Annotated in this window: 21 protein-coding genes; 9 read left to right on the top strand and 12 right to left on the bottom strand. The window is 63.7% G+C overall.

Going from position 1 to position 18,414, the window contains the following annotated elements; translation table 11 throughout:
- Positions 1-8: 8 nt before the first annotated feature.
- Genes LQF09_RS16480 through LQF09_RS16470 form a run of 3 tightly spaced genes read left to right on the top strand, consistent with a single transcriptional unit; the run spans position 9 to position 2,587 of the window.
- Positions 9-323 carry a hypothetical protein gene (locus tag LQF09_RS16480; RefSeq protein WP_270068479.1) on the top strand — a complete coding sequence of 105 codons (315 nt, stop codon included), beginning with the start codon at positions 9-11 and terminating at the stop codon, positions 321-323.
- Positions 324-332: 9 nt separating this feature from the next.
- Positions 333-1,883, top strand: coding sequence for a type I restriction-modification system subunit M (locus LQF09_RS16475; RefSeq protein ID WP_270068478.1), 1,551 nt, complete (start codon positions 333-335; stop codon positions 1,881-1,883).
- Entirely contained in the window at positions 1,880-2,587 is a 708-nt protein-coding gene (locus tag LQF09_RS16470) for a restriction endonuclease subunit S (protein ID WP_270068477.1), read from the top strand. The genes LQF09_RS16475 and LQF09_RS16470 overlap by 4 nt, the downstream gene beginning before the upstream one ends.
- Here LQF09_RS16470 and LQF09_RS16465 read toward each other — a convergent pair.
- The 4 genes from LQF09_RS16465 to tnpA form a co-directional block, all read right to left on the bottom strand.
- Positions 2,577-3,707, bottom strand: a complete 1,131-nt coding sequence (locus LQF09_RS16465) for an ISAs1 family transposase (RefSeq protein WP_270068476.1) — start codon at positions 3,705-3,707, stop codon at positions 2,577-2,579. The two genes, LQF09_RS16470 and LQF09_RS16465, sit on opposite strands and share 11 nt — an antisense overlap.
- 100 nt (positions 3,708-3,807) lie before the next feature.
- On the bottom strand, positions 3,808-5,427 hold the full coding sequence (tnpC, locus tag LQF09_RS16460; protein ID WP_270068475.1) for an IS66 family transposase: 1,620 nt from the start codon (positions 5,425-5,427) through the stop codon (positions 3,808-3,810).
- Positions 5,428-5,456: 29 nt separating this feature from the next.
- Complete coding sequence (gene tnpB / locus LQF09_RS16455) at positions 5,457-5,816, bottom strand: IS66 family insertion sequence element accessory protein TnpB (RefSeq protein ID WP_270068474.1); 360 nt, start codon at positions 5,814-5,816, stop codon at positions 5,457-5,459.
- Positions 5,816-6,124, bottom strand: a complete 309-nt coding sequence (gene tnpA, locus LQF09_RS16450) for an IS66 family insertion sequence element accessory protein TnpA (protein ID WP_270068473.1) — start codon at positions 6,122-6,124, stop codon at positions 5,816-5,818. Before tnpA ends, tnpB begins: the two co-directional genes overlap by 1 nt.
- A gap of 316 nt (positions 6,125-6,440) precedes the next feature.
- Between tnpA and LQF09_RS16445 the strand changes: the two genes are divergently transcribed.
- On the top strand, positions 6,441-7,034 hold the full coding sequence (locus tag LQF09_RS16445) for a mechanosensitive ion channel domain-containing protein (RefSeq protein ID WP_270068472.1): 594 nt from the start codon (positions 6,441-6,443) through the stop codon (positions 7,032-7,034).
- Here LQF09_RS16445 and LQF09_RS16440 read toward each other — a convergent pair.
- Positions 7,022-8,344, bottom strand: coding sequence for an ISL3-like element ISIde1 family transposase (locus LQF09_RS16440; protein ID WP_270067959.1), 1,323 nt, complete (start codon positions 8,342-8,344; stop codon positions 7,022-7,024). The genes LQF09_RS16445 and LQF09_RS16440 overlap by 13 nt on opposite strands.
- A gap of 92 nt (positions 8,345-8,436) precedes the next feature.
- Here LQF09_RS16440 and LQF09_RS16435 point away from each other — a divergent pair, with 92 nt between their 5' ends.
- Positions 8,437-8,739, top strand: coding sequence for a hypothetical protein (locus LQF09_RS16435; RefSeq protein WP_270068471.1), 303 nt, complete (start codon positions 8,437-8,439; stop codon positions 8,737-8,739).
- Positions 8,740-8,928: 189 nt separating this feature from the next.
- On the opposite strand, the gene LQF09_RS16430 is transcribed toward LQF09_RS16435, so the two are convergent.
- Complete coding sequence (locus tag LQF09_RS16430; protein WP_270068470.1) at positions 8,929-9,552, bottom strand: hypothetical protein; 624 nt, start codon at positions 9,550-9,552, stop codon at positions 8,929-8,931.
- 16 nt (positions 9,553-9,568) lie between these two features.
- On the bottom strand, positions 9,569-9,928 hold the full coding sequence (locus tag LQF09_RS16425) for an HPF/RaiA family ribosome-associated protein (RefSeq protein WP_270068469.1): 360 nt from the start codon (positions 9,926-9,928) through the stop codon (positions 9,569-9,571).
- A gap of 118 nt (positions 9,929-10,046) precedes the next feature.
- Between LQF09_RS16425 and nhaR the strand changes: the two genes are divergently transcribed.
- The gene (gene nhaR, locus LQF09_RS16420) at positions 10,047-10,949 is read left to right on the top strand and encodes a transcriptional activator NhaR (RefSeq protein WP_270068468.1); all 903 of its coding nucleotides are present in this window, start codon (positions 10,047-10,049) and stop codon (positions 10,947-10,949) included.
- 13 nt (positions 10,950-10,962) lie between these two features.
- On the opposite strand, the gene dmeF is transcribed toward nhaR, so the two are convergent.
- The 5 genes from dmeF to LQF09_RS16395 all read right to left on the bottom strand — a co-directional run bounded on the left by dmeF (position 10,963) and on the right by LQF09_RS16395 (position 16,121).
- Positions 10,963-12,057 carry a CDF family Co(II)/Ni(II) efflux transporter DmeF gene (dmeF, locus tag LQF09_RS16415; protein WP_270068467.1) on the bottom strand — a complete coding sequence of 365 codons (1,095 nt, stop codon included), beginning with the start codon at positions 12,055-12,057 and terminating at the stop codon, positions 10,963-10,965.
- An 8-nt stretch (positions 12,058-12,065) separates the two neighbouring features.
- Positions 12,066-12,344: a metal/formaldehyde-sensitive transcriptional repressor gene (locus tag LQF09_RS16410; RefSeq protein WP_270068466.1), complete on the bottom strand. Its 279-nt coding sequence runs from the start codon at positions 12,342-12,344 to the stop codon at positions 12,066-12,068.
- A 114-nt stretch (positions 12,345-12,458) separates the two neighbouring features.
- Entirely contained in the window at positions 12,459-13,709 is a 1,251-nt protein-coding gene (locus LQF09_RS16405) for an MFS transporter (protein WP_270068465.1), read from the bottom strand.
- 124 nt (positions 13,710-13,833) lie between these two features.
- Positions 13,834-15,180: a chromate efflux transporter gene (gene chrA, locus LQF09_RS16400; protein ID WP_270068464.1), complete on the bottom strand. Its 1,347-nt coding sequence runs from the start codon at positions 15,178-15,180 to the stop codon at positions 13,834-13,836.
- Positions 15,177-16,121, bottom strand: a complete 945-nt coding sequence (locus LQF09_RS16395; protein WP_270068463.1) for a chromate resistance protein ChrB domain-containing protein — start codon at positions 16,119-16,121, stop codon at positions 15,177-15,179. The genes chrA and LQF09_RS16395 overlap by 4 nt, the downstream gene beginning before the upstream one ends.
- A 325-nt stretch (positions 16,122-16,446) precedes the next feature.
- On the opposite strand from LQF09_RS16395, the gene LQF09_RS16390 reads away from it, so the two are divergent.
- From LQF09_RS16390 to LQF09_RS16380, 3 genes are all read left to right on the top strand, one after another.
- Positions 16,447-16,857 carry a hypothetical protein gene (locus LQF09_RS16390; RefSeq protein WP_270068462.1) on the top strand — a complete coding sequence of 137 codons (411 nt, stop codon included), beginning with the start codon at positions 16,447-16,449 and terminating at the stop codon, positions 16,855-16,857.
- 63 nt (positions 16,858-16,920) lie between these two features.
- Complete coding sequence (locus LQF09_RS16385) at positions 16,921-17,655, top strand: HupE/UreJ family protein (protein ID WP_270068461.1); 735 nt, start codon at positions 16,921-16,923, stop codon at positions 17,653-17,655.
- A gap of 20 nt (positions 17,656-17,675) precedes the next feature.
- Positions 17,676-18,374, top strand: a complete 699-nt coding sequence (locus LQF09_RS16380) for a transmembrane anchor protein (protein WP_270068460.1) — start codon at positions 17,676-17,678, stop codon at positions 18,372-18,374.
- Positions 18,375-18,414: the final 40 nt, after the last annotated feature.

The raw sequence follows: 18,414 nt of genomic DNA, 5'->3' as shown, positions 1-18,414 counted from the left end.
AGGAATGAATGAAGTACATCGACTTTAGTATCACGCAGTCAAGTATCGATAACGGCAGGCTTTATTTTGACGCGGTTCACCAGTCGTTCTTTCCGTCCGATGCTCTCGGCGGTAGGGCGGCAGCTGCCAGGGCTCAGGGGCAGATCTGCATTGAGGTCAACGAGGAATGCTTCGATACCGATATTCGGCTCAGCAGTAGCGTTCGAATCTCGCCACGCACGTCTTTCAAACGCTGGTTGGCATCCGTGAGGGCGCACGATGGCGCCAAGGCACGGCTGCATCGTGTCGCTGACCGTCAGTACAAGCTCGAATATCTGGGTTGACCAGAACGTATGATCACAGGCGAACTCAAGAGTCGTATCGACGCCCTCTGGACCGACTTCTGGACCGGCGGCATTACCAATCCGCTCACCGTCATCGAGCAGATCACCTTCCTCATGTACAGCCGTCTGCTCGACATGAACGAGCGGCGCGACGAGAAGCGTGCAAGCCTCAGCGGCCGTCCCTTTGCGCGACGCTTTCTCGCTGACGAGCAGGATTGCCGATGGGAGAGCTGGCGCCACTTTGGGGCGGAGCTGATGCTCCCGCACGTGCGGGACAAGGTCTTCCCACACTTCCGCCGACTGGCGGAGCGCACCTCGGGCGATGGAAGTCAGTTCGCCGCGTTCATGAAAGACGCCCAACTGATGATCCAAAAGCCTTCGCTGCTGGTGAAGGCGGTCAACGCCGTGCAGGATCTTCCGCTCGACCGCGGCGACACGAAGGGCGATCTCTACGAGTACCTGCTCGGAAAGCTCACCACCGCAGGCATCAATGGCCAGTTCCGCACGCCGCGGCACATCATCCGCATGATGGTCGAGCTGATGGAACCCCAGCCTTCCGACCGGATCTGCGACCCCTCCTGCGGTACGGCGGGCTTCCTGGTTGAGACCTACGATTACCTGCTGAGAAACTACAGCTCGGAGGCTGGCACCCACCGCGAGACCGTGCTCAACGAAAAGGGTGAGCCGGAAGATCAGGTCATCTACAGTGGCGACCTCCTCGTCGAGCACCGCCACCATGTCGACACCGACATGTTCCACGCCTTCGACTTCGACGCCACCATGCTGCGCATCGCCACCATGAACCTGGTGATGCACGGGGTGGCCGAGCCAGATGTGCACTACCAGGACACGCTGAGCCAGACCTTCACGGAACGACATGGGGACACGGCGCAAAACGCCTTCGATCTGGTGCTCGCCAATCCACCCTTCAAGGGCAGCCTGGACGAGCACGATGTGGCAGCGGATCTGCTGCGTGTCGTGCGTACCAAGAAGACCGAACTCCTCTTTATCGCCCTCATCCTCCGCATGCTCAAGGTAGGTGGGCGCAGTGCCACCATCGTGCCCGATGGTGTGCTGTTCGGTTCCAGCAAGGCTCATGTGCAACTGCGTAAGCATCTGGTCGACGATAACCAGGTCGAAGCGGTGATTAGCTTGCCGAGCGGTGTGTTCAAGCCCTATGCCGGCGTGTCGACGGCGATCATCGTGTTCAGCAAGGGTGGGGCCACCGAGCAAGTGTTCTTCTATGACGTCACCGCCGACGGCTACTCACTGGACGACAAGCGCCAACCTGTGACCGAGAACGACCTTCCGGATGTGCTCGACAAGTGGCGAGCCTGGTGTGACTGCAAGGGGGATTTCTCGGACCGGACGCAGAAGGCGTTCGCGGTGAACGCCGATGCGATCCGCGCACAGGGCTACGATCTGTCGATCAACCGCTATAAAGAGCAGCGCTATGAGGCGGAGGAGTATGAAGATCCGAAGGTGATTCTTACCCGGCTGAAGGCGTTGGAAGGAGAGATATCCAAAGATCTTTCAGATTTGGAGGCTCTGCTGAAATGACTCACTGCCGCGTGAAACTGGGTGAGGTTGCGCAGCTGAATCCAAGGCTTGACCTTAGCAAGCTACCTTCTAGCGGAAGCGTTGGCTTTATCGCGATGGCAGACGTGGGTGAAAATGGAGAGCTCCTGCGTGTCCAGCGACGTTGCATGTCTGAGGTCGCTAAAGGTTACACCTCCTTTCGCAACGGCGACGTATTGCTTGCAAAGATCACCCCTTGTTTTGAAAACGGCAAGGCAGTCCTTGTAGAGGGGCTTTTTAGTGAAGTCGGATTCGGGTCAACCGAGTTCCACGTACTCCGCCCGTCCGAAAAGATTGATGCACAATTTCTCTTTTATCTTGTTTGGAATTCAGGCTTACGGGCTATTGGGCGGAGCCGAATGACTGGATCAGGCGGGCAAAAAAGGTTGCCCGTAGGGTTTCTAAAAAGCTTGGAGTTTGACCTTCCTCTACTGAATGAGCAAAAGCGAATCGCTCGTATCATCGAGAAGGCTGAAGGCGTCCGCCGAAAACGCGATGAAGTTAACCGTCTGGCTGACGCCTTTCTAAAGGCGACTTTCATTAAGATGTTCGGCGACCCGGTGACGAATCCGAAGGGATGGTCGATCCGGAAATTCGGTGACCTCGGCCAATGGGCATCTGGTGGGACGCCAGACAGGACGAGAAGCGACTTCTTTCAGCAGGGCAATCGCACCTTCATGTCATAACCCCAAGCACCTCGGCGCGAAACGCGTCGATCGTCGCCGCCAGCATGCGCTTGGACTTGATGCTCGCCTTGCGCGTCGTGTTGAGCCGCAGCAGGTTCATCACGATGTGGCGAACGATGGCCAGGTTGTTGGCGGCATAGCCGCTGCGCACCCGTGACTGATCCTCGTTGAACTGCACATCCAGACACCAGTGAAGCCGATTCTCGATCTCCCAGTGGCTGCGTACGGCCCGAGCGATGCGCTCGGCGTCGGCAGGCAGGCTGCTGATGTAGAAGACGCGTTCGGTGCTGGTGTGATCGCCCACAGTGCGAATGCGCTCGACCACCGCGAAACTGGCCAGGTCCTGCCAGTCCTCGAACTTGTAGAGGCGATCGATCGCAGCGTAGGCGCGGCATCGACGGATTTCGATACGACCGTGGTCCTTGATCGTGGTCTCGTGCGTCGAATCCGGGGTCAGCGGTCCGCGCGGATCGATATCGGAAAACAGGATCGAGTCGCGCAGGTTCGGATGGTTCTCCTTCACGCACAGCACGTAATGCGCGCCGCGCTCGCGGATCGTGCGGGCGATCTTGGTCTGGGTGCCCATTGCGTCGATCGTCACCACGCAGCCCTCGATCGCCAGCTTGGCGAGCAACTCGGGAATCGCGGTGATCTCGTTCGACTTCTCGGCGGTCGCGGTCTGGCCCAGCACGACGCCCATGCCCGCCGCAAACGCGCTAACGAGGTGCAACGGGCTGGCGTCGGTCCTGCCCTTGCTGCCCGAGCGCCGGCTCGTCTTGCCGTCGATCGCCACCACCGTATCCCCGGCCAGCGCCGGCACCACCATGCCGACCCAGCGCCGGAACGCCGACTCGAACTCGTCCGGCGCGATCAGGCCGAACACGCGTCCGATCGTGTCGTGAGACGGGATGCCATGCTCAAGCTTCATGAAGCCTCGCAGCCAGTCGATCTTGGCCTCGCCCCACAATTCGATGTCGACGAAGTCGTCGACACCCGACAGTACCGCGCATACCGCCACCGTCAGCAACTCGGCCAAGTCGTGGCGCGCATGCCGCGCGCTGCGCGGGTCGGAAATCGAGACGAACACCTGCGTCAGCGGCATGACGTTTCCTGCCTTCATGGGATGCCCAAAAAGGTAGGAAACTACACAATTTATGACAATGTGAACAGGGGTCTCGCAAGGTCATGAAAGGTAAGCGGTAACCGAGCGGCGTTCTTGCCTACTTCGAGCGCGGGTGGAGATCGGATCGAAGCGGATTGGCCGCGAAGTGTTGCTTCCACAGCCTTGGGGTGAGTTGCGCGACATCGGCGGCAGGGTGCTGGCCGACGCGCTGGAGCACATCGACCAGATAGGCATAGGGGTCGATGTCGTGCAGGCGACAGGTGGCGATCAGGCTCTGCGCGATCCCCACGTATTTCGCGCCGACCTCGGTCCAGCAGAAGAGCCAGTTGCGGCGGCCCATCGGCACTACGCGTAGCGCCCGCTCGAGGTGGTTGGTGTCGATCGGCACCTCGGGGTCGGCGAGGTAGACCTCGAGGGCGGCCCGGCGCTCACGCACGTAGGCCAGGGCAGTGGTCAGCGGTGAGCTCGGCAGCAGACCGTGGGATTCGAATTGGGCGTCGACCCAGTCGAAGAACCGGTCGACCATCGGCTTGGCCTGGGCGAGCCGGTATGCGCGGCGTGCCTCGCCGATGAGTTGTGCCTCACGGATGTGCTGCTCTACCGCGTAGAGCTGGCCGATCATCTCCAATGCCTGCGTCGCCCGTTCGGGCTCGATCGACTGGGCCTCGAAGAATTTTCTTCTCGAGTGCGCCCAGCATTGCGCGCGCGTGAGCCCGCATTTTTGTGCGTAACGTTCGTAGGCCGCGTAGCCGTCGGTGAGCAGCACCGCCCCCTCGGGCGGTGGGTCGGTCCCCAGGGTCTGCGCAATGTGTTTGCCACTACGCCCCTCGTGATAGGCGAAGCAGATTTCGTCGCGCTCGCCATACACCGGCCAGAAGTAGCCGCCCTTCATCTTCCCCGGGCCGGCGCGCCCGGCCTTGATCGGGGTCTCGTCCATCGCCTTGATGCGACTTGCGCGGATCGAGTCGAGCTGGGCCGTAAAGACCGGCTCGAGCAGCGCGAGCGCCGCGTGGGTGAGCTGCGTGAGCCACGGGCGCGAGACCCGGATGCCGTTGTCCCCGAGCCGCTGATGCTGGCGGTACAGCGGCTGGTGGTAGCAGAACTTGTCGGTGATGAGCCCGGCGATGAAGCTCACGTCGGCGCGGCTACCGTCGATCACCCCGGCGGGGGCCGCCGGGCAGTGGATCGTCTGCGTGTCGCGGCGCTTGATGACCGGGCGCACGTACTTGAGGATCACGTAGCTGCCCGGGCGCTGCGCCAGGCGATGGCTCACCTTCTCGCCGATCACCTCGAACTGGTCGGCGGTGAGCCCCTCGGTCTCGGGGTTGGCGAGCGTGATGGTCTCGACCGGGACGCGGGTCTCGTCGAAGAAGAGGGCCGAGTCGTCCTTGCCCTGGGTGAAGTCGGTACGCGGCACACGGCGGGTGTGTCCCGCCACGGTCTTGCCGGGGGAGACGGGCTGCGTGTCAGGGATCGGCAACTCACCCAGATGCATTTGCGCAGGGTCGGGTGAGACCAAGCGCTTCTCGCTCTTCTGACCGAAGAGCTGGCGGCGGAACCACTCAAGCTGATGCTTGAGTGCCGCAAACTCGAGCCGCATCGCATCCATGTCGCGCTGCAAGGCGACGTTCGCCTGCGCCAGTCCGACGATCTGCTCGGGCGCCCACTGGGCGGCCTCGGCAAGGGTCGGAACGGGGGTGCAGTGCGGTGCGGACATGGCGCATATTTTACCGTAGAGCCCAGCATTCATGCGGGTTTCACGGCGTTCTGGGGCAATCTGAAACGGCGCTTGTAGCGGGCCGGCTCGATGCCTTCGAGCAAGAGCTTGAGCCCGGTCCAGTCCATCTGGCGCGTGCGGACCTGCGCCCAGTTCGACACGAAACGCCCCTGCTCGAGGCGCTTGGCCCACACGCAGAATCCGGTGCGATCCCAGTACAGCACCTTCATCTGCGTGCCGCGTCGGTTGATGAACACGAACAGCTCGCCCGACAGCGGATCGCAGCCGAGCGCCTGGCGTGTGAGCGCGTACAGGCCGTCGAAGGATTTGCGCATGTCGACCGGGCGGCCATAGACATGGACCCGGACCGCGCCTTCGGGGAAGAACATCAGCCGCGCGACAGGTGAAGGATCACGCCGTCGCCCAGATCGAGCCGCAGTTCGAGGCGACCGGTGCCGCCGAGTTTGAGCGTGCCGGCGTCGACGAAGCCAGTGGCCTCCATCGCCGGCGCGGCAGGCTGCGTACTCGGCTCGCCCAGCAGGCTACGCCAGCGCCGGAAGCTCGACTCGCTGAGCCCCTCGCGGGCGCAGAACGGCTCGATCCCCAGGCCGCTCGCGGCAAACCGCGCAAAGACGGTTTCCCACTCCTGGCGGCAACGCCGCCGCCACTTGTTGTTGGTCGCTGTCGCCCTGGTCACTGCCGGCTCCTCCCTGATGAATGTGGGAGGGATTGTTCCGCGTGGGCGCGGGCGGGCAAAGAACGCCGCTCAGTGACCGGTTACCATGAAAGTTAACGAGTTATTGCATTGGCTTATGCGCAGTCGGTGCGATTGCCCTGGGACTGGGGGCGGATCGTCGTGGTCGGTCTCGTCATTTTTGTGATGATCGAAGGCGAAAAGGCTTGGAGAAGGCATGAATACAAGCAAAGACAATGACGGGCAAGCGACAGAAATGGTGGTGATCCCTCTGCTGGACTGGATCGTTGGGCAGATTGCCCGCCTACAGGGATGACACGTGCCAATCGATAGCCTCGAGCGCATCTTCATTGCCATCCCCGGTCAATGGGAGCGGGTGATCGCGACTGTCCTTCTGGTCTTGGTCGGCCTGGCCCTCACGCACCTCTGGGTTCGCTACTTGGCGCGTGGGGGGGTGATCTCGAACGAGAAGCGCCGGATTCATCTGGTTTGGGTCCGCAACACAATCTGGTTCGTCGTGCTGTTCGTCATCATCTCGGTCTGGGCGTCAAAGATCGCGGGCTTCGCGCTGTCACTGGCTGCGGTCGCGGGTGCCATGCTGATCGTCAGCAAGGAATTGCTGATGTGCGTACTCGGCTACCTCTATCTGACGCTCGTCCGACCTTTCAAGGTCGGAGACCTGATCGAGGCGAGCCTGTTCAGCGGCCAGGTCATCGACATCGACATGTTCGCGACCACCTTGGCGGAGCATGGTCATGCGGGCCAGGTCACCGGCAAGATCGTCGAGTTTCCTAACGGCTTGCTGCTGACGACACCGATCAAGAACGTATCGCCGACCGGCGATTTCGTGCTGCACCTGATGAAAGTGGCTCTATGCCGTTTCCAGTGGAAATTGACTTCTCAACAAACATGACGGTAGCGCCCGTAGTCGCGGGCGACGGCCGGCACCAGGGGGTTCTGCGGTAGATGCTTGAGCTTGGACATTCGCAGGTAGGCCATGGCGATGAAGTTCTCGATGTTGCGGAAGCCTCGGGCGGCGGTCTTCGTCTGTTGGAGCAGGCCGTTCATCGCTTCAACGTAGGCGTTGCTGCGTCCGTCGAGCATGCCGCGCACGACGCCGCCGAGGTGCTCCTTCAGGGTGAGGGCCAGCCGCTTGAAGGGCTCCAGGCGGCTGCGGCGCGCCCAGCTCAGCCATTTGCTCATGGCACCTTGCGCGATCTCCTCGCTGTTGCTCGCGGCTGCATCGCGATAGACCAGCCGCAGTGCCTGCTTCAGGCGCCACGCACGCGCGCTCTTCAGATTCGAGCGTTGCAGCCAGTGCATCGCCTCGAACTGGGCACGGGTCCAGCTCACCGGGTTCTTGCGCATCCCCCACAGCAGCTGACGCAGCGTCTTCTTGCTCTGTGCGCCGACCGCTTCGCGCACCGCTGCCGCCGAGCTACGCATCTCTTCGCGACGCACCTCGTCCATCGCCGCGTTGGCCAGCGCCACGACATGAAAGCGGTCGTAGCTGATCCGGGCATTGGGCAGCGACTGGTCGACTCCCTTGGCGTAGGCCGCGCTCATGTCGATACACGCGTGCTCAATGGTCAGCGGATCGCCGCCGTGCGCACGCATGTCCTGGGCAAAGACCTGCAACGTAGCGTGATCGCGCCCCGGGGTGGCAAACAGCAAGCGCTTGGCTTCAAGGTCATGCACGACGGTGATGTACTCGTGACCACGCTTGACGCTGGTCTCGTCGATCCCGACGTAGCGCACGCACGACATGTCGTCTTTGGCACGGGCCACCTCGACGTAATGGCGCACGCGGCGCCACAGGCGCTTCGGGGCAACCCGCAACTGGTTGGCCGCCTGGCGCACCGGCATCTCTCGGCACAGCGACAGACTCAGCGCCTCGAACAGCAGGGTAAAGCCGCTCCCCTCACGCGCCCACGGCACCGGCAGCTGCGTGGTCTTGCCGCAGCCGTTGCACTGAACGCGCGGAATCGCGGCATGCAGCCACGCTTCGAACTGAAAGAAATCCAGGTGACGCCAGCTACGCCGGACCCGGTCGTGGATCAACTGGGGCTCGGCCCCACACGCCGGACACGTAGCACGAGCGCCGGTGTGCTCGACCTCGAAGTCGATCCGCCGCTTGGCTGTGTTGAGCTCGACCTTGGCGACGTACCAGGGCGGCTGCAGGCCAAGTGCGGTGGTGAAGAGAGCTTCGATCTGGGTGTTCATCGGGCGCGAGGTCGGCGTCAGTGTCGGGCGGTTGTACCACCGAGGGTCATGTTTGTTGAGAAGTCAATTTCCACTGGAAACGGCACAGAGCCGTGAAAGTTCCCCTTCCGGCGCAGAGCGTGCGCGATCTTGACGGCATCGAAGAAGCCGGCAGAGCGGCCGCAGAGCTTGCAACCCGTGAGTGGCAAGAGCAGGCAGAAACCCACTTCCGAAAACTCGCGAACGAAGACTTCATCTCCTACTCGTCTGGCCGGATTAAGGTGCTCTGGGATTTCGGAGATCCCCAGCATCTCATGCTCATCATCCGGATAGTCTGCCCGAATGCATTGCGACTGAAGGTCGAGCAGGCAGTGTTCCGGGAAATCTGGCGGGCATTCAATGCGCAACTGGATTAGCAACGATATCCGGCAAATCGCAGCGTTTGAAGCCGCGAATGACCAAGTGACCGAGCATCGCTTCGATTGTCACTGTGATCCGAACCCGTCTTTCGGTCGCCAGGATGATGGGCCGGCTCCGTGGCGTGGCGCGATCGGCCGACCATGGTAGTTCGGCCGATCGCGCGATGTGACGCGAACGCGCGAGCTTCAGGTCATCCAGGCGGTTCGCTGCGCACTCGGACGCGAGGCGTCGACGGTGACCAGTGTCACTGCAACCGTCCCGTCTTCGCTGCGCTCGATCGCGAATTCGATCTGCTCGTCACTTTTTGTGAATGTATGCCTCTCAGTTACCGTTGACGCCGACAGCACCTCTTGAGTGAAACCATTCGCAACAAAGCCGGTGCGGTAGTGATCAAGCACTGAAGCATAGTTCGCGCTGCCTTGGTAGCGCACGGTGATGCGAGAGCCATCGCGATGCCACTCGGTGCGGACCAGACCGGGAAAGCGACTCACCGGGCCGATATCGCTCCCCGACACGTCTTGCTTTGGTGAAGCCGTGGCAGCGGCGCTTGGGACCACCTCGCGCAGCGTCTCGGCGACCCGCGGAGAAATCTGCTCCACCTGGGCCGTAACTGACCGCGCAAGCTCAGGGGCGGATCCGAGCAGCGGTTGCGCCGCGCCCCACATCCAACCCAGGAGCGCAATCCCCGCCCAGGCCAGCAAAGCTAACAAGACCAACCCACCGCCGGCGATGCCGATCAACAAGCGCCGCCTGCGCAGCAAACCGGAGGTGGCACTTTGAAGCACTCCAAGCCAGAGCATCCTTTGCATTGTCGTCTCCGGGGAGTCAGTCAGGGTTGCCAACCACGAGGGACTCGCGGTCGCGATGCGTCACTCTCGCGTGCTCGCGTAGCTGGTCGAGCCTGCGGTCGAGCAGGCGGCCAGTGCGTTCGGATGCTCGGTCGATTGCCACATAAAGATCGTCCTGCACATCCTCGACGATCACATCTGCCGCTCCCTTCAGTCGCAACTCGATCGAGCAGCTCTTGTCGACGCCGCCACGGTTGCCGTTGACGTCCGACAGGCGCACCACCGCGCGTGACAGAACGTCTTGCCCGTGATTCAGCGCGTACGCAAGACGCCGAACCACATGCTCGCGCAGCGCATCGGTCATGGGAAAGTCCTTTGCGTGGATCTGAATGTTCATAAAGCCTCCATTGAGCAGAATCGCGAGACCAAGTGTGGGGTCTGACGATACTCGCGACAAGCAGATAGAAATCTGACTTATCATCGAAAAAATCGAATGTACGGAGTATCTCCAGAGCATGCTCAACTACAAACATCTACATTATTTTCGGTCTATTGCCCGCGCTGGCAGCGTGGTGCGTGCGGCTGAGCGCTTACATCTGACGCCACAGACGCTTTCTGGGCAGCTCACGCAGTTCGAGGAGCGTCTCGGCGTCGCGCTGTTCAACCGCGTCGGACGGCGGCTCGAATTGACGAAGGCGGGGCGCCTCGCCCTGTCCTACGCGGAGGAAATTTTCCAGGCCGGCAGTGAGCTTGAAGACGTACTCCGTGGCGGTGTGGAGGAGCGTTTCATCACCTTTCGGGTGGGGATTTCGGATGTGGTGCCGAAGTTCGCTGCCTGCCGCTTCCTGTCCCCGGTGTTGTCGCTGCCAGAGCCCGTGCGACTCGTCTGCGAGGAGGATCGGCTCGATCGCTTGCTGGCCGAGTTGGCGATGCATCGCCTCGATATCGTGCTCGCCGACCGTCCGATGCCGCCCGGAACCGAGATTCGTGGCTACAGTCACCCCCTCGGCGAATCTGGCATCGCCTTTCTCGCCGCACCCGCTCTTGCGGCGAGGCTGGGACAGGATTTCCCGATGAACCTCGATGGCGCGCCCCTGCTGCTCCCGGGTAGAGACAGCGCGCTTCACGTAGCCTTGTCACGCTGGCTCGAGCGGCAAGGACTTCGCGTCCATGTCGTCGGTGAGTTCGCCGACAGCGCCTTGATGAAGGCCTTCGGCGAGGCGGGTGCAGGGGTTTTTCCGGTGCCTGCGGCAAGCGTCGCCGATGTGACGGCGCATTACTGCCTTGATTGCGTGGGCGAGACGGGCGAGATTCGCGAGCGCTTCTTTCTGATCTCCGTTGAGCGACGCCTGTCTCATCCGGCAGCGCGGGCGGTCAGCGAGCAGGCCCGCTCGGTGTTCCCCCCGGCCACCCGATGAGCGACGACCCCGGTCAGGAGTCGGATGTCGGGGTAGCCGGCCTTGCCTGTCTCGCGACGGCCAAAAGTGATTCGGACTGCGCGGAGCACCGAACCAGCGCCCCGCCTGGCGCTCGCGCCTGTTCGGCACGCGTGTCAACAGGACAGACGGTGTGGTCGGGACAGCGATGGATCTCGATCGTCGAATGGGCGATCTCCTCGTGCACCGCCAAACGGCCCCGCACGCGCGCGGGCGTCAGCGTGGGGTCGCGAGTGACCACCGACAGCGCACACGAATATGACCGCTTGCCGACACGCCAGACGTGCAGATCGACGAGCCGGGTATCTCCTGAAGCGCTCGCGCTCTCGACGACGTCACGGATTTCATCGACCACCGGGTGATCCATCTCGCGGTCGAGCAGCACCTTGCTGGTGGCGATGATCAGGCCTTTGGCCCAGATGGCGACCAGCACCGCACCGAGGATCCCCATGACCGGATCCAGCCATCCCCAGCCGTAGATCCAACCGCCGAGCAGGGCGACGATGGCCAGTATCGAAGTCGCCGCATCGGCGATGACATGAAGATAGGCGGATTTCAGGTTGAGATCGTGATGATCGCCGTGATCATGAGCGTGGTGCTGATGATGGTCGTGTGAATGACCATGATCGTGATGGTGCGCCTTGCCGAGAATCAGTGCGCACACCACATTCACCGCCAGCCCGAGGATGGCGACCAATATTGCTTCGCGGTACTGGATGGGTTGCGGCGAGAAGATGCGCTCTACCGATCCGACCACCATCATCACCGCGACGCCGAGCAGGAAGATGGCGCTCGCGAAGCCGCCCAGGATCTCGATCTTCCAGGTGCCGAACGCGAAGCGTGGATCGGTCGCGTAGCGCCGGGCGGCAGCGTAGGCCAGCGCTGAAACGCCGATCGCGAAGGCGTGCGAACTCATGTGCCAACCATCGGCCAGCAAGGCCATGGAATTGAACCACCAGCCCGCACCGATCTCGATCACCATCGTCACCGCAGTGATCCACATCACGAGCCACGTGCTGCGTTCGGCAGCAGTGTTGCCGTTATCGAAGACGTGCTCATGAGTCCAGTTGGACAGGTTCTCCAGATGCATGGCGGTTCTCATTTGATATAGGTGCGCAGCACGGCGATCAGTTCCTCGGCCCCCAGCATGCGCTCTGCGTCGCTGGTGATCGCGGGGTCGGCCACGTGCGTGCGGACGTGCTCCTCGAGGACTTCCGCCATCAGTCCGTTGATGGCGCCGCGTACCGCAGCAATCTGGTGCAGGATCTCGGCGCAGCCCTTGTCGGCATGGAGGGCGCGCTCGAGCGCCTCCATCTGCCCGCTCATGCGGCGGACCCGCGCGAGTAGCTTCGATTTGTCACGAACGGTATGGCTCATGGCTTAGCGATAAATACAATAGGGGTGTAAGGTATCCGGCAGATGAAAGAGACGCAATCCGTCTGGGGCACGACTGAGCTCAACACGCGTCGTTCGGTCCCCTGCTGCGACAGGCTAGAGCGCACCTTTGTCGTGTTTTCCCTCGCAGGACGCTGCCTCGGATCGCCGAAACGTGCGCCACAGCATCAGGTCATAGGTTATCTTGAGCAGCCCGCAGGCCACCAGCGGTGTCGCGAGCCATCCGGCGGCGAACAGCGCGCCACCGATCGCCGGGCTTGCCGCAGCCGCGAGACTCCTGGGCACGGCGGTGAAGCTTGTGGCCGCAGCGCGCTCCTGCGGCGTGACCACCGCCATGACGAAGGCCGAACGCGTCGGCACGTCCATCTGCGACAGGGCGCTGCGCACGAACAGTAGCGCGAGCGCCACCGGCAGGCTCTCGGCGAAGGCCGCCAGAATCAGACAGACGCTCGACGGAATGTGGGTGAACACCATGGTGTTGATCAGACCGATGTGGCGTGCCACCCAGGGCGCGGCGAGTTGCGAGGCCGCCGAAAGCAGCCCCGCCCAGAAGAAGAACTGGCCGGCGGCGGCGAGCGAGAGCTCGAAGCGCTCGAACAGCCAGAGCGCGAGCAAGGTATTGACGATCAAGCCGCCGGCGAAGGCGTCAACCGAGAACAGCGCCGCCAGCTTGATCACGACGCCGCGCGACGACCCCAGGGCTTCGGGCGGTCCGGCCTGGCCTTGTCCGGACGCGTCCGGCAATGCGCGATACAGGAAGAAGATCGCCACGCCGGCGAGCCCGTAGGCGACGAACATGAGGCGCAGCGCGTCGAGCTGGGATACGCCGGCCGTCGTCAGGACCTGAGGGAAAGCCGTCGCCAGCGAACCCAGGGCCGCACAGCACGCGCCAACGAAGGTGTAGCGTGCGAAGAGGAAGGTGCGCGCCTCGCCCTGCGCCGACGCCGCCAGCCGGGCGTGCTCCAGCGGCAGGAACACGCTGACGTCGCCGGAGCTGGGGTTCATCGTGCCGACGAAGGCGACGATCAGCAGCGGCCAGAATGCGCCAATGCCACCCATGCCACCGAGGCCGGCCAGCAGGAGACCGGTCGCGGTCATCAGTCCGGCAGCAGCCAGCAACAAGCGGCGCTGGGTGAAGCGATGGCCCCAGTGCCCGACCGCCAGGGTCGCGAGCGCGGATCCGAGCAAGGTGGCGGAGCTGATCAGCCCGACCTCCCACTGGCCGAGCCCGAGCGCGAGCAGATAGACCGGCAGCAGGATGGCGACGAAGCCATCGGTGAACGCCCGTAGCGCCCGCCCCAGCAGCAACAGGCGCGCCTCGGGCGCGGCGCCGGCGGGGAGCAGCATCACTGCGGGCCTGGCGGGCAGGTGCGCATGTTCAGCGCAATCCCTGTGCGCCGTGTTTGTTCGGGCGTTCCCGGGCGCTCCTTCTCATGTTCAGCCCTCCAGCCTTGGAAAGTCGCCGAAGCCCTCAGCGCAGGTAGGTGAAGACAAGGCCGATGGCGGCGCAGGCGGCGATCACCTTCATGATGTCCTGCTTGTACTTCCACAGCGCGATGAAGGCCGCCACGGAGATCAGCGCGTAGAACCACTCGAAGCCACCGGAGAACGGCGCGGCTTCGGTCGCCCGGGGGAAGATCACATGCCAGCCGAAGAACAGGGCCAGGTTGAGCACCACGCCCACCACGGCGGCGGTGATGCCGGTGAGCGGCGCGGTGAATTTGAGGTCGCCGTGGGTGGATTCCACCAGCGGAGCGCCTGCCAGGATGAACACGAAACTGGGCAGGAAGGTGAAGAAGGTGGCCACCGTGGCGCCGGCCATGCCGGCGAGCGCCAGCGCATCCGGCCCGAAGATCTCCTTGGTCCAGGCGCCCACGAAGCCGACGAAGGACACCACCATGATCAGTGGCCCCGGTGTGGTCTCACCGAGCGCCAGGCCATCGATCATCTGCGTGCCGGTCAACCAGCCATAGGTCTCGACGCCGCCCTGATAGACGTAGGGCAGCACCGCATAGGCGCCGCCGAAGGTCAGCAGCGCTGCCTTGGTGAAGAACTCGCCCATGTCCCGCAGCACGGGATCCGCCAGCATCGCCATGGCCCCGACCCAGAGTGCCAGACTCGCGATCAGCAGGGTGAGCAGGTAGGACCAGCGGAACCGGGTGTGGGCCATCGGAGGGGTGTCGTCGTCGATGAGCGCCGGGCCGTAGTCCTTGTCGCTGGGCCTGTGCCCGCCACCTACCCGGAACTTTCCCGGCATCACCTGGCCGCCGATGTATCCCAGGATGCCGGCCACGAGCACGATGTAGGGAAAGGGGACGCCGAAGACGAAGATGGCGACGAAGGACGCTGCCGCCAGCGCCCACAGCACATTGTTCTTCAAGGCCCGCGACCCGATGCGCCAGGCGGCGAAGACGACGATGGCCACCACCGCCGGCTTGATGCCGTTGAACACCCCCTGCACGAAGGTCAGGTCGCCGAAAGCCAGATAGACGTAGGTGAGCGCCGCGAGGATGAAAAGCGAGGGCAGCACGAACAGGACGCCGGCGACGATGCCGCCCCAGGTGCGATGCAGCAGCCAGCCGATGTAGATGGCGAGCTGCTGCGCCTCGGGACCGGGCAGCAGCATGCAGTAGTTGAGCGCATGCAGGAAACGGTGCTCGGAAATCCAGCGCCGTTTTTCCACCAGCTCCTGGTGCATGATCGCGATCTGCCCGGCGGGGCCGCCGAAGCTGATGAAGCCGAGCGTGAGCCAGTAGAGGAAGGCCTCGCGGAAAGAGGGGTGGGCAGGTCGCGCCTGGGTTGGGGGCGAGGTGTTCACGTGGTCTTGTCCTTGTAGTTCTGCAGCAGCCAGTCGAAGATCTCGCACGCACGGCCGAGCAGCACGTCGTCGTCGGGCTCGGATGCCCGCAAGCCGGCGAGCAGCGCTTCGATGCCTGGCGCCTCCGGCACCGGCAGCCCGCCGGCGTCCAGGCAATGCACCAGCTCGCCCAGCCGCAGCAGCGCGGGCTCCGCCTCCAGCCCGAAGCTGGCCAGCAAGGTCTCGAATGTGACCCGGGCGCCCACGTGGCTGAACGTCGCGCCGTCGAAATCGAAGCCGAGCCAGTCGGCCTGGCAGTCGCGGGGACTCGCCAGCCAGACGATGCGGGCCTTCGGGTCGATGAAGCGGCGGATGAGCCAGGCCGTGGCCAGCCGGTCCACCCACGGACGTGCGCGCGTGGCCCAGATGCGGCCCTGATAGTCGGCGCGTGCGCGTCTTGGAATGTCGGCCTGGCGGGCAGTCGGTTCGTCGGGAGCCATGCGGCGGATGAGCGCATCGCGCAGATCGTCGAGCAGGCTCAGGGTCTGTCGCTGCGCCTCACCGGGGAAGAAGTCGATGCGTATCACCTGCTCGAAGCGGCGCACGAGCGCTTGGAGCTTGCGCGCGGCGACGGCGCCGTCGAGCGATGCCTGGATCCGCCCGAGGTCCTTGATATCCCCGGCGATGTTGGCGTACTCCTCGCCCCGGTCGAAGAGGGCGCGCAGCGCGTCTTCTCGTGCCTCGTCGCACCCCGACAGACGGTAAATCTCGCCGCTCCCCCCGGCCGCCACCGCTTGCCCGGCCACCTCGTCCAGCACCGCAGCGCTGTCGACCGAGTCGGGTAGCAGATAGACCCCGTCGCGCAGCGTTGCGCAACCCAGGGCCTTGACCGAACGCCAGACGCGCATGCGGCCGGTCGATGCCTTCGTGGGCAGGCTGACGAAAAGGGCGAGATAGCTCAAAACCGGGCTTCTCAAGCTGATGAATGTTTACACTATAACTTGCAGTTTCACTTATCACAAATATCCGCAGTTCATCCCTCCTGGGCGACCTCGCAAACCGCATCAGAATGACGGCCGACCGTGCCACACGCCCACCCGGTGCGCTCGTTGCCACACCCCCAAGGTCGATGGCGGCAGCGGCGTTGCACCCATGCGTGGACGGGGCAATTCTCCGCACGGCCCTGACGTTTCCGATTGTTGCGAATGTCCCGCAACAAGCCGGACTCCTGTATAAAACGGCGCACCGATCACCGAAGGCGCCCAGCCCTCGCGAAACCGACCCGTCATGACCGTGTTTGCCGCCTCATCCTTCTTCTCGCAAGAGATCGCCCGCGCGCTGGCGAGGGGATTGGTCGGGCTGCTGATGCTCTCGCATGCGCTGTTCGCGTTCTCGAGTGCGATCTCCCTGTCTCACGATCCGTTGCATGCTGCCTCCCACGCGCATGCGTTTGCCAATGCGGGCACGGATCAGGACGATCATGGCCATAGCCATGATGACGTCGAGGACGAGGGCGGGCCCCACCAACACGGTCACAACCCGGCCGACCACAGCCACGACAAGCCGAACGTGCCACCCACGCACGCGACAGGTGTTCCACCGCTGTCGAATCAGTGGATCGCCGACGAGCGTCGCCTCGGCTATCCCGCACCCTGCGCCACGCTCGAGCGCCCGCCAAAACGTCTCCTGATCGTTTGACCTGTCGAGTCCCGCGCGCGTGCAGCGCCGGGCTCACCCAGCAAACCTCATCGGAAGACTTCCATGACCCATACCTTCCCCAGCCGGGGGCGGGCAGCCGTGCTGCCGCGCTCCCGGTCGCTGCTGCATGCCATGGCCGGCGTGCTGCTCTACCTGCTCCTGACCGCTTTCGCGCACGCCCATGGCGTGGCCGAGGGCGACAAGGGCTACATCCAGGAGATCTCAGGCACGCACCTGCTGCCCTTCACCTACCTTGGCGCCAAGCACATGGTCACCGGTTACGACCATCTGCTGTTCCTCGCCGGGGTGATCTTCTTCCTCTACAAGCTCAAGGACATCGCGCTTTACGTCAGCCTGTTCGCGATCGGGCACTCGGTCACCATGCTGTACGGCGTCTATGCCGGGGTGAACGTCAACGCCTACCTGATCGACGCCATCATCGGCCTGTCGGTGGTCTACAAGGCGCTCGACAACCTGGGCGCCTTCCAGCGCTGGTTCGGCGTGCAGCCCAACACCAAGGCGGCGACGCTGATCTTCGGCCTGTTCCACGGCTTCGGCCTGGCGGCCAAGATCCAGGAGTTCGAGATTGCCCGCGATGGCCTGCTGCCCAACCTGCTGGCGTTCAACGTCGGCGTGGAGATCGGCCAGTTGCTCGCGCTCGGCGCGATCCTGATCGCGATGGGCTTCTGGCGCCGTACCGCCGGCTTCTTCCAGCACGCCTATACCGCCAACGTCGCCATGATGTGCGCCGGGTTCATGCTGATCGGTTATCAGCTCACCGGCCTCTTCGTTTCCTGAGATTTCTGGAGTCATCCACCATGTACAACACCGACCTTCCCAAACGCGCCGACCTGCCGACCACCGGCAGGCTGCTGCGCTCGACCGCCCTCGCTGCCCTGATCGCCGGCGGGCTCCTCGTCACCACCGTACTGCCCGCCGAGTACGGCATCGACCCCACCGGCATCGGCCGCGCCCTGGGACTCACGCCGATGGGCGAGATCAAGATCTCGCTCGCGGCCGAGGCCCGCGCAGAAGAGCGCGTTGCCACAGAAACGGCGCCCGCACAGCCCGTAGCCGTCGCGCCTGCGGTTCCTGCCCAACCGGCGTCTGTCCCGGCACCGGCACCGGCACCTGCGCCGGTCGCGGTCGCCGCACAGCCGCCCGCAGCGCTCGCGCGCGGGTCCGCCGCCGCACGACAGGATACGGTGACCGTGACGCTCAAGCCCGGTCAGGGCGCCGAAGTCAAACTGACGATGAACAAGGACCACCGCGTTCGTTATGAGTGGGCGAGCGCCGGTGGCCCGGTGAACTTCGACACCCATGGCGACCCCTACGACGCGCCGAAGGACTTCTATCACGGCTACGGCAAGGGGCGTAACGAGCTCGGCAGCAAGGGCGAACTGGTCGCCGCGTTCGATGGCAAGCACGGCTGGTTCTGGCGCAACCGCTCCGGCTACGACGTCACCGTCACGCTCAAGACCCAGGGCGAGTACGCCAGGATCGAGCGCGTGCTGTAAACGTAACGCCCTCGCCCCGTCCCGGGTGGGGGCGTTTCCG

This window comes from Thauera sp. WB-2 (assembly GCF_027594845.1).
Classification (GTDB): domain Bacteria; phylum Pseudomonadota; class Gammaproteobacteria; order Burkholderiales; family Rhodocyclaceae; genus Thauera; species Thauera mechernichensis.
The sequence above is the reverse complement of the archived record's forward strand: the minus strand, read 5'-3'. Positions and strand labels throughout refer to the sequence as shown.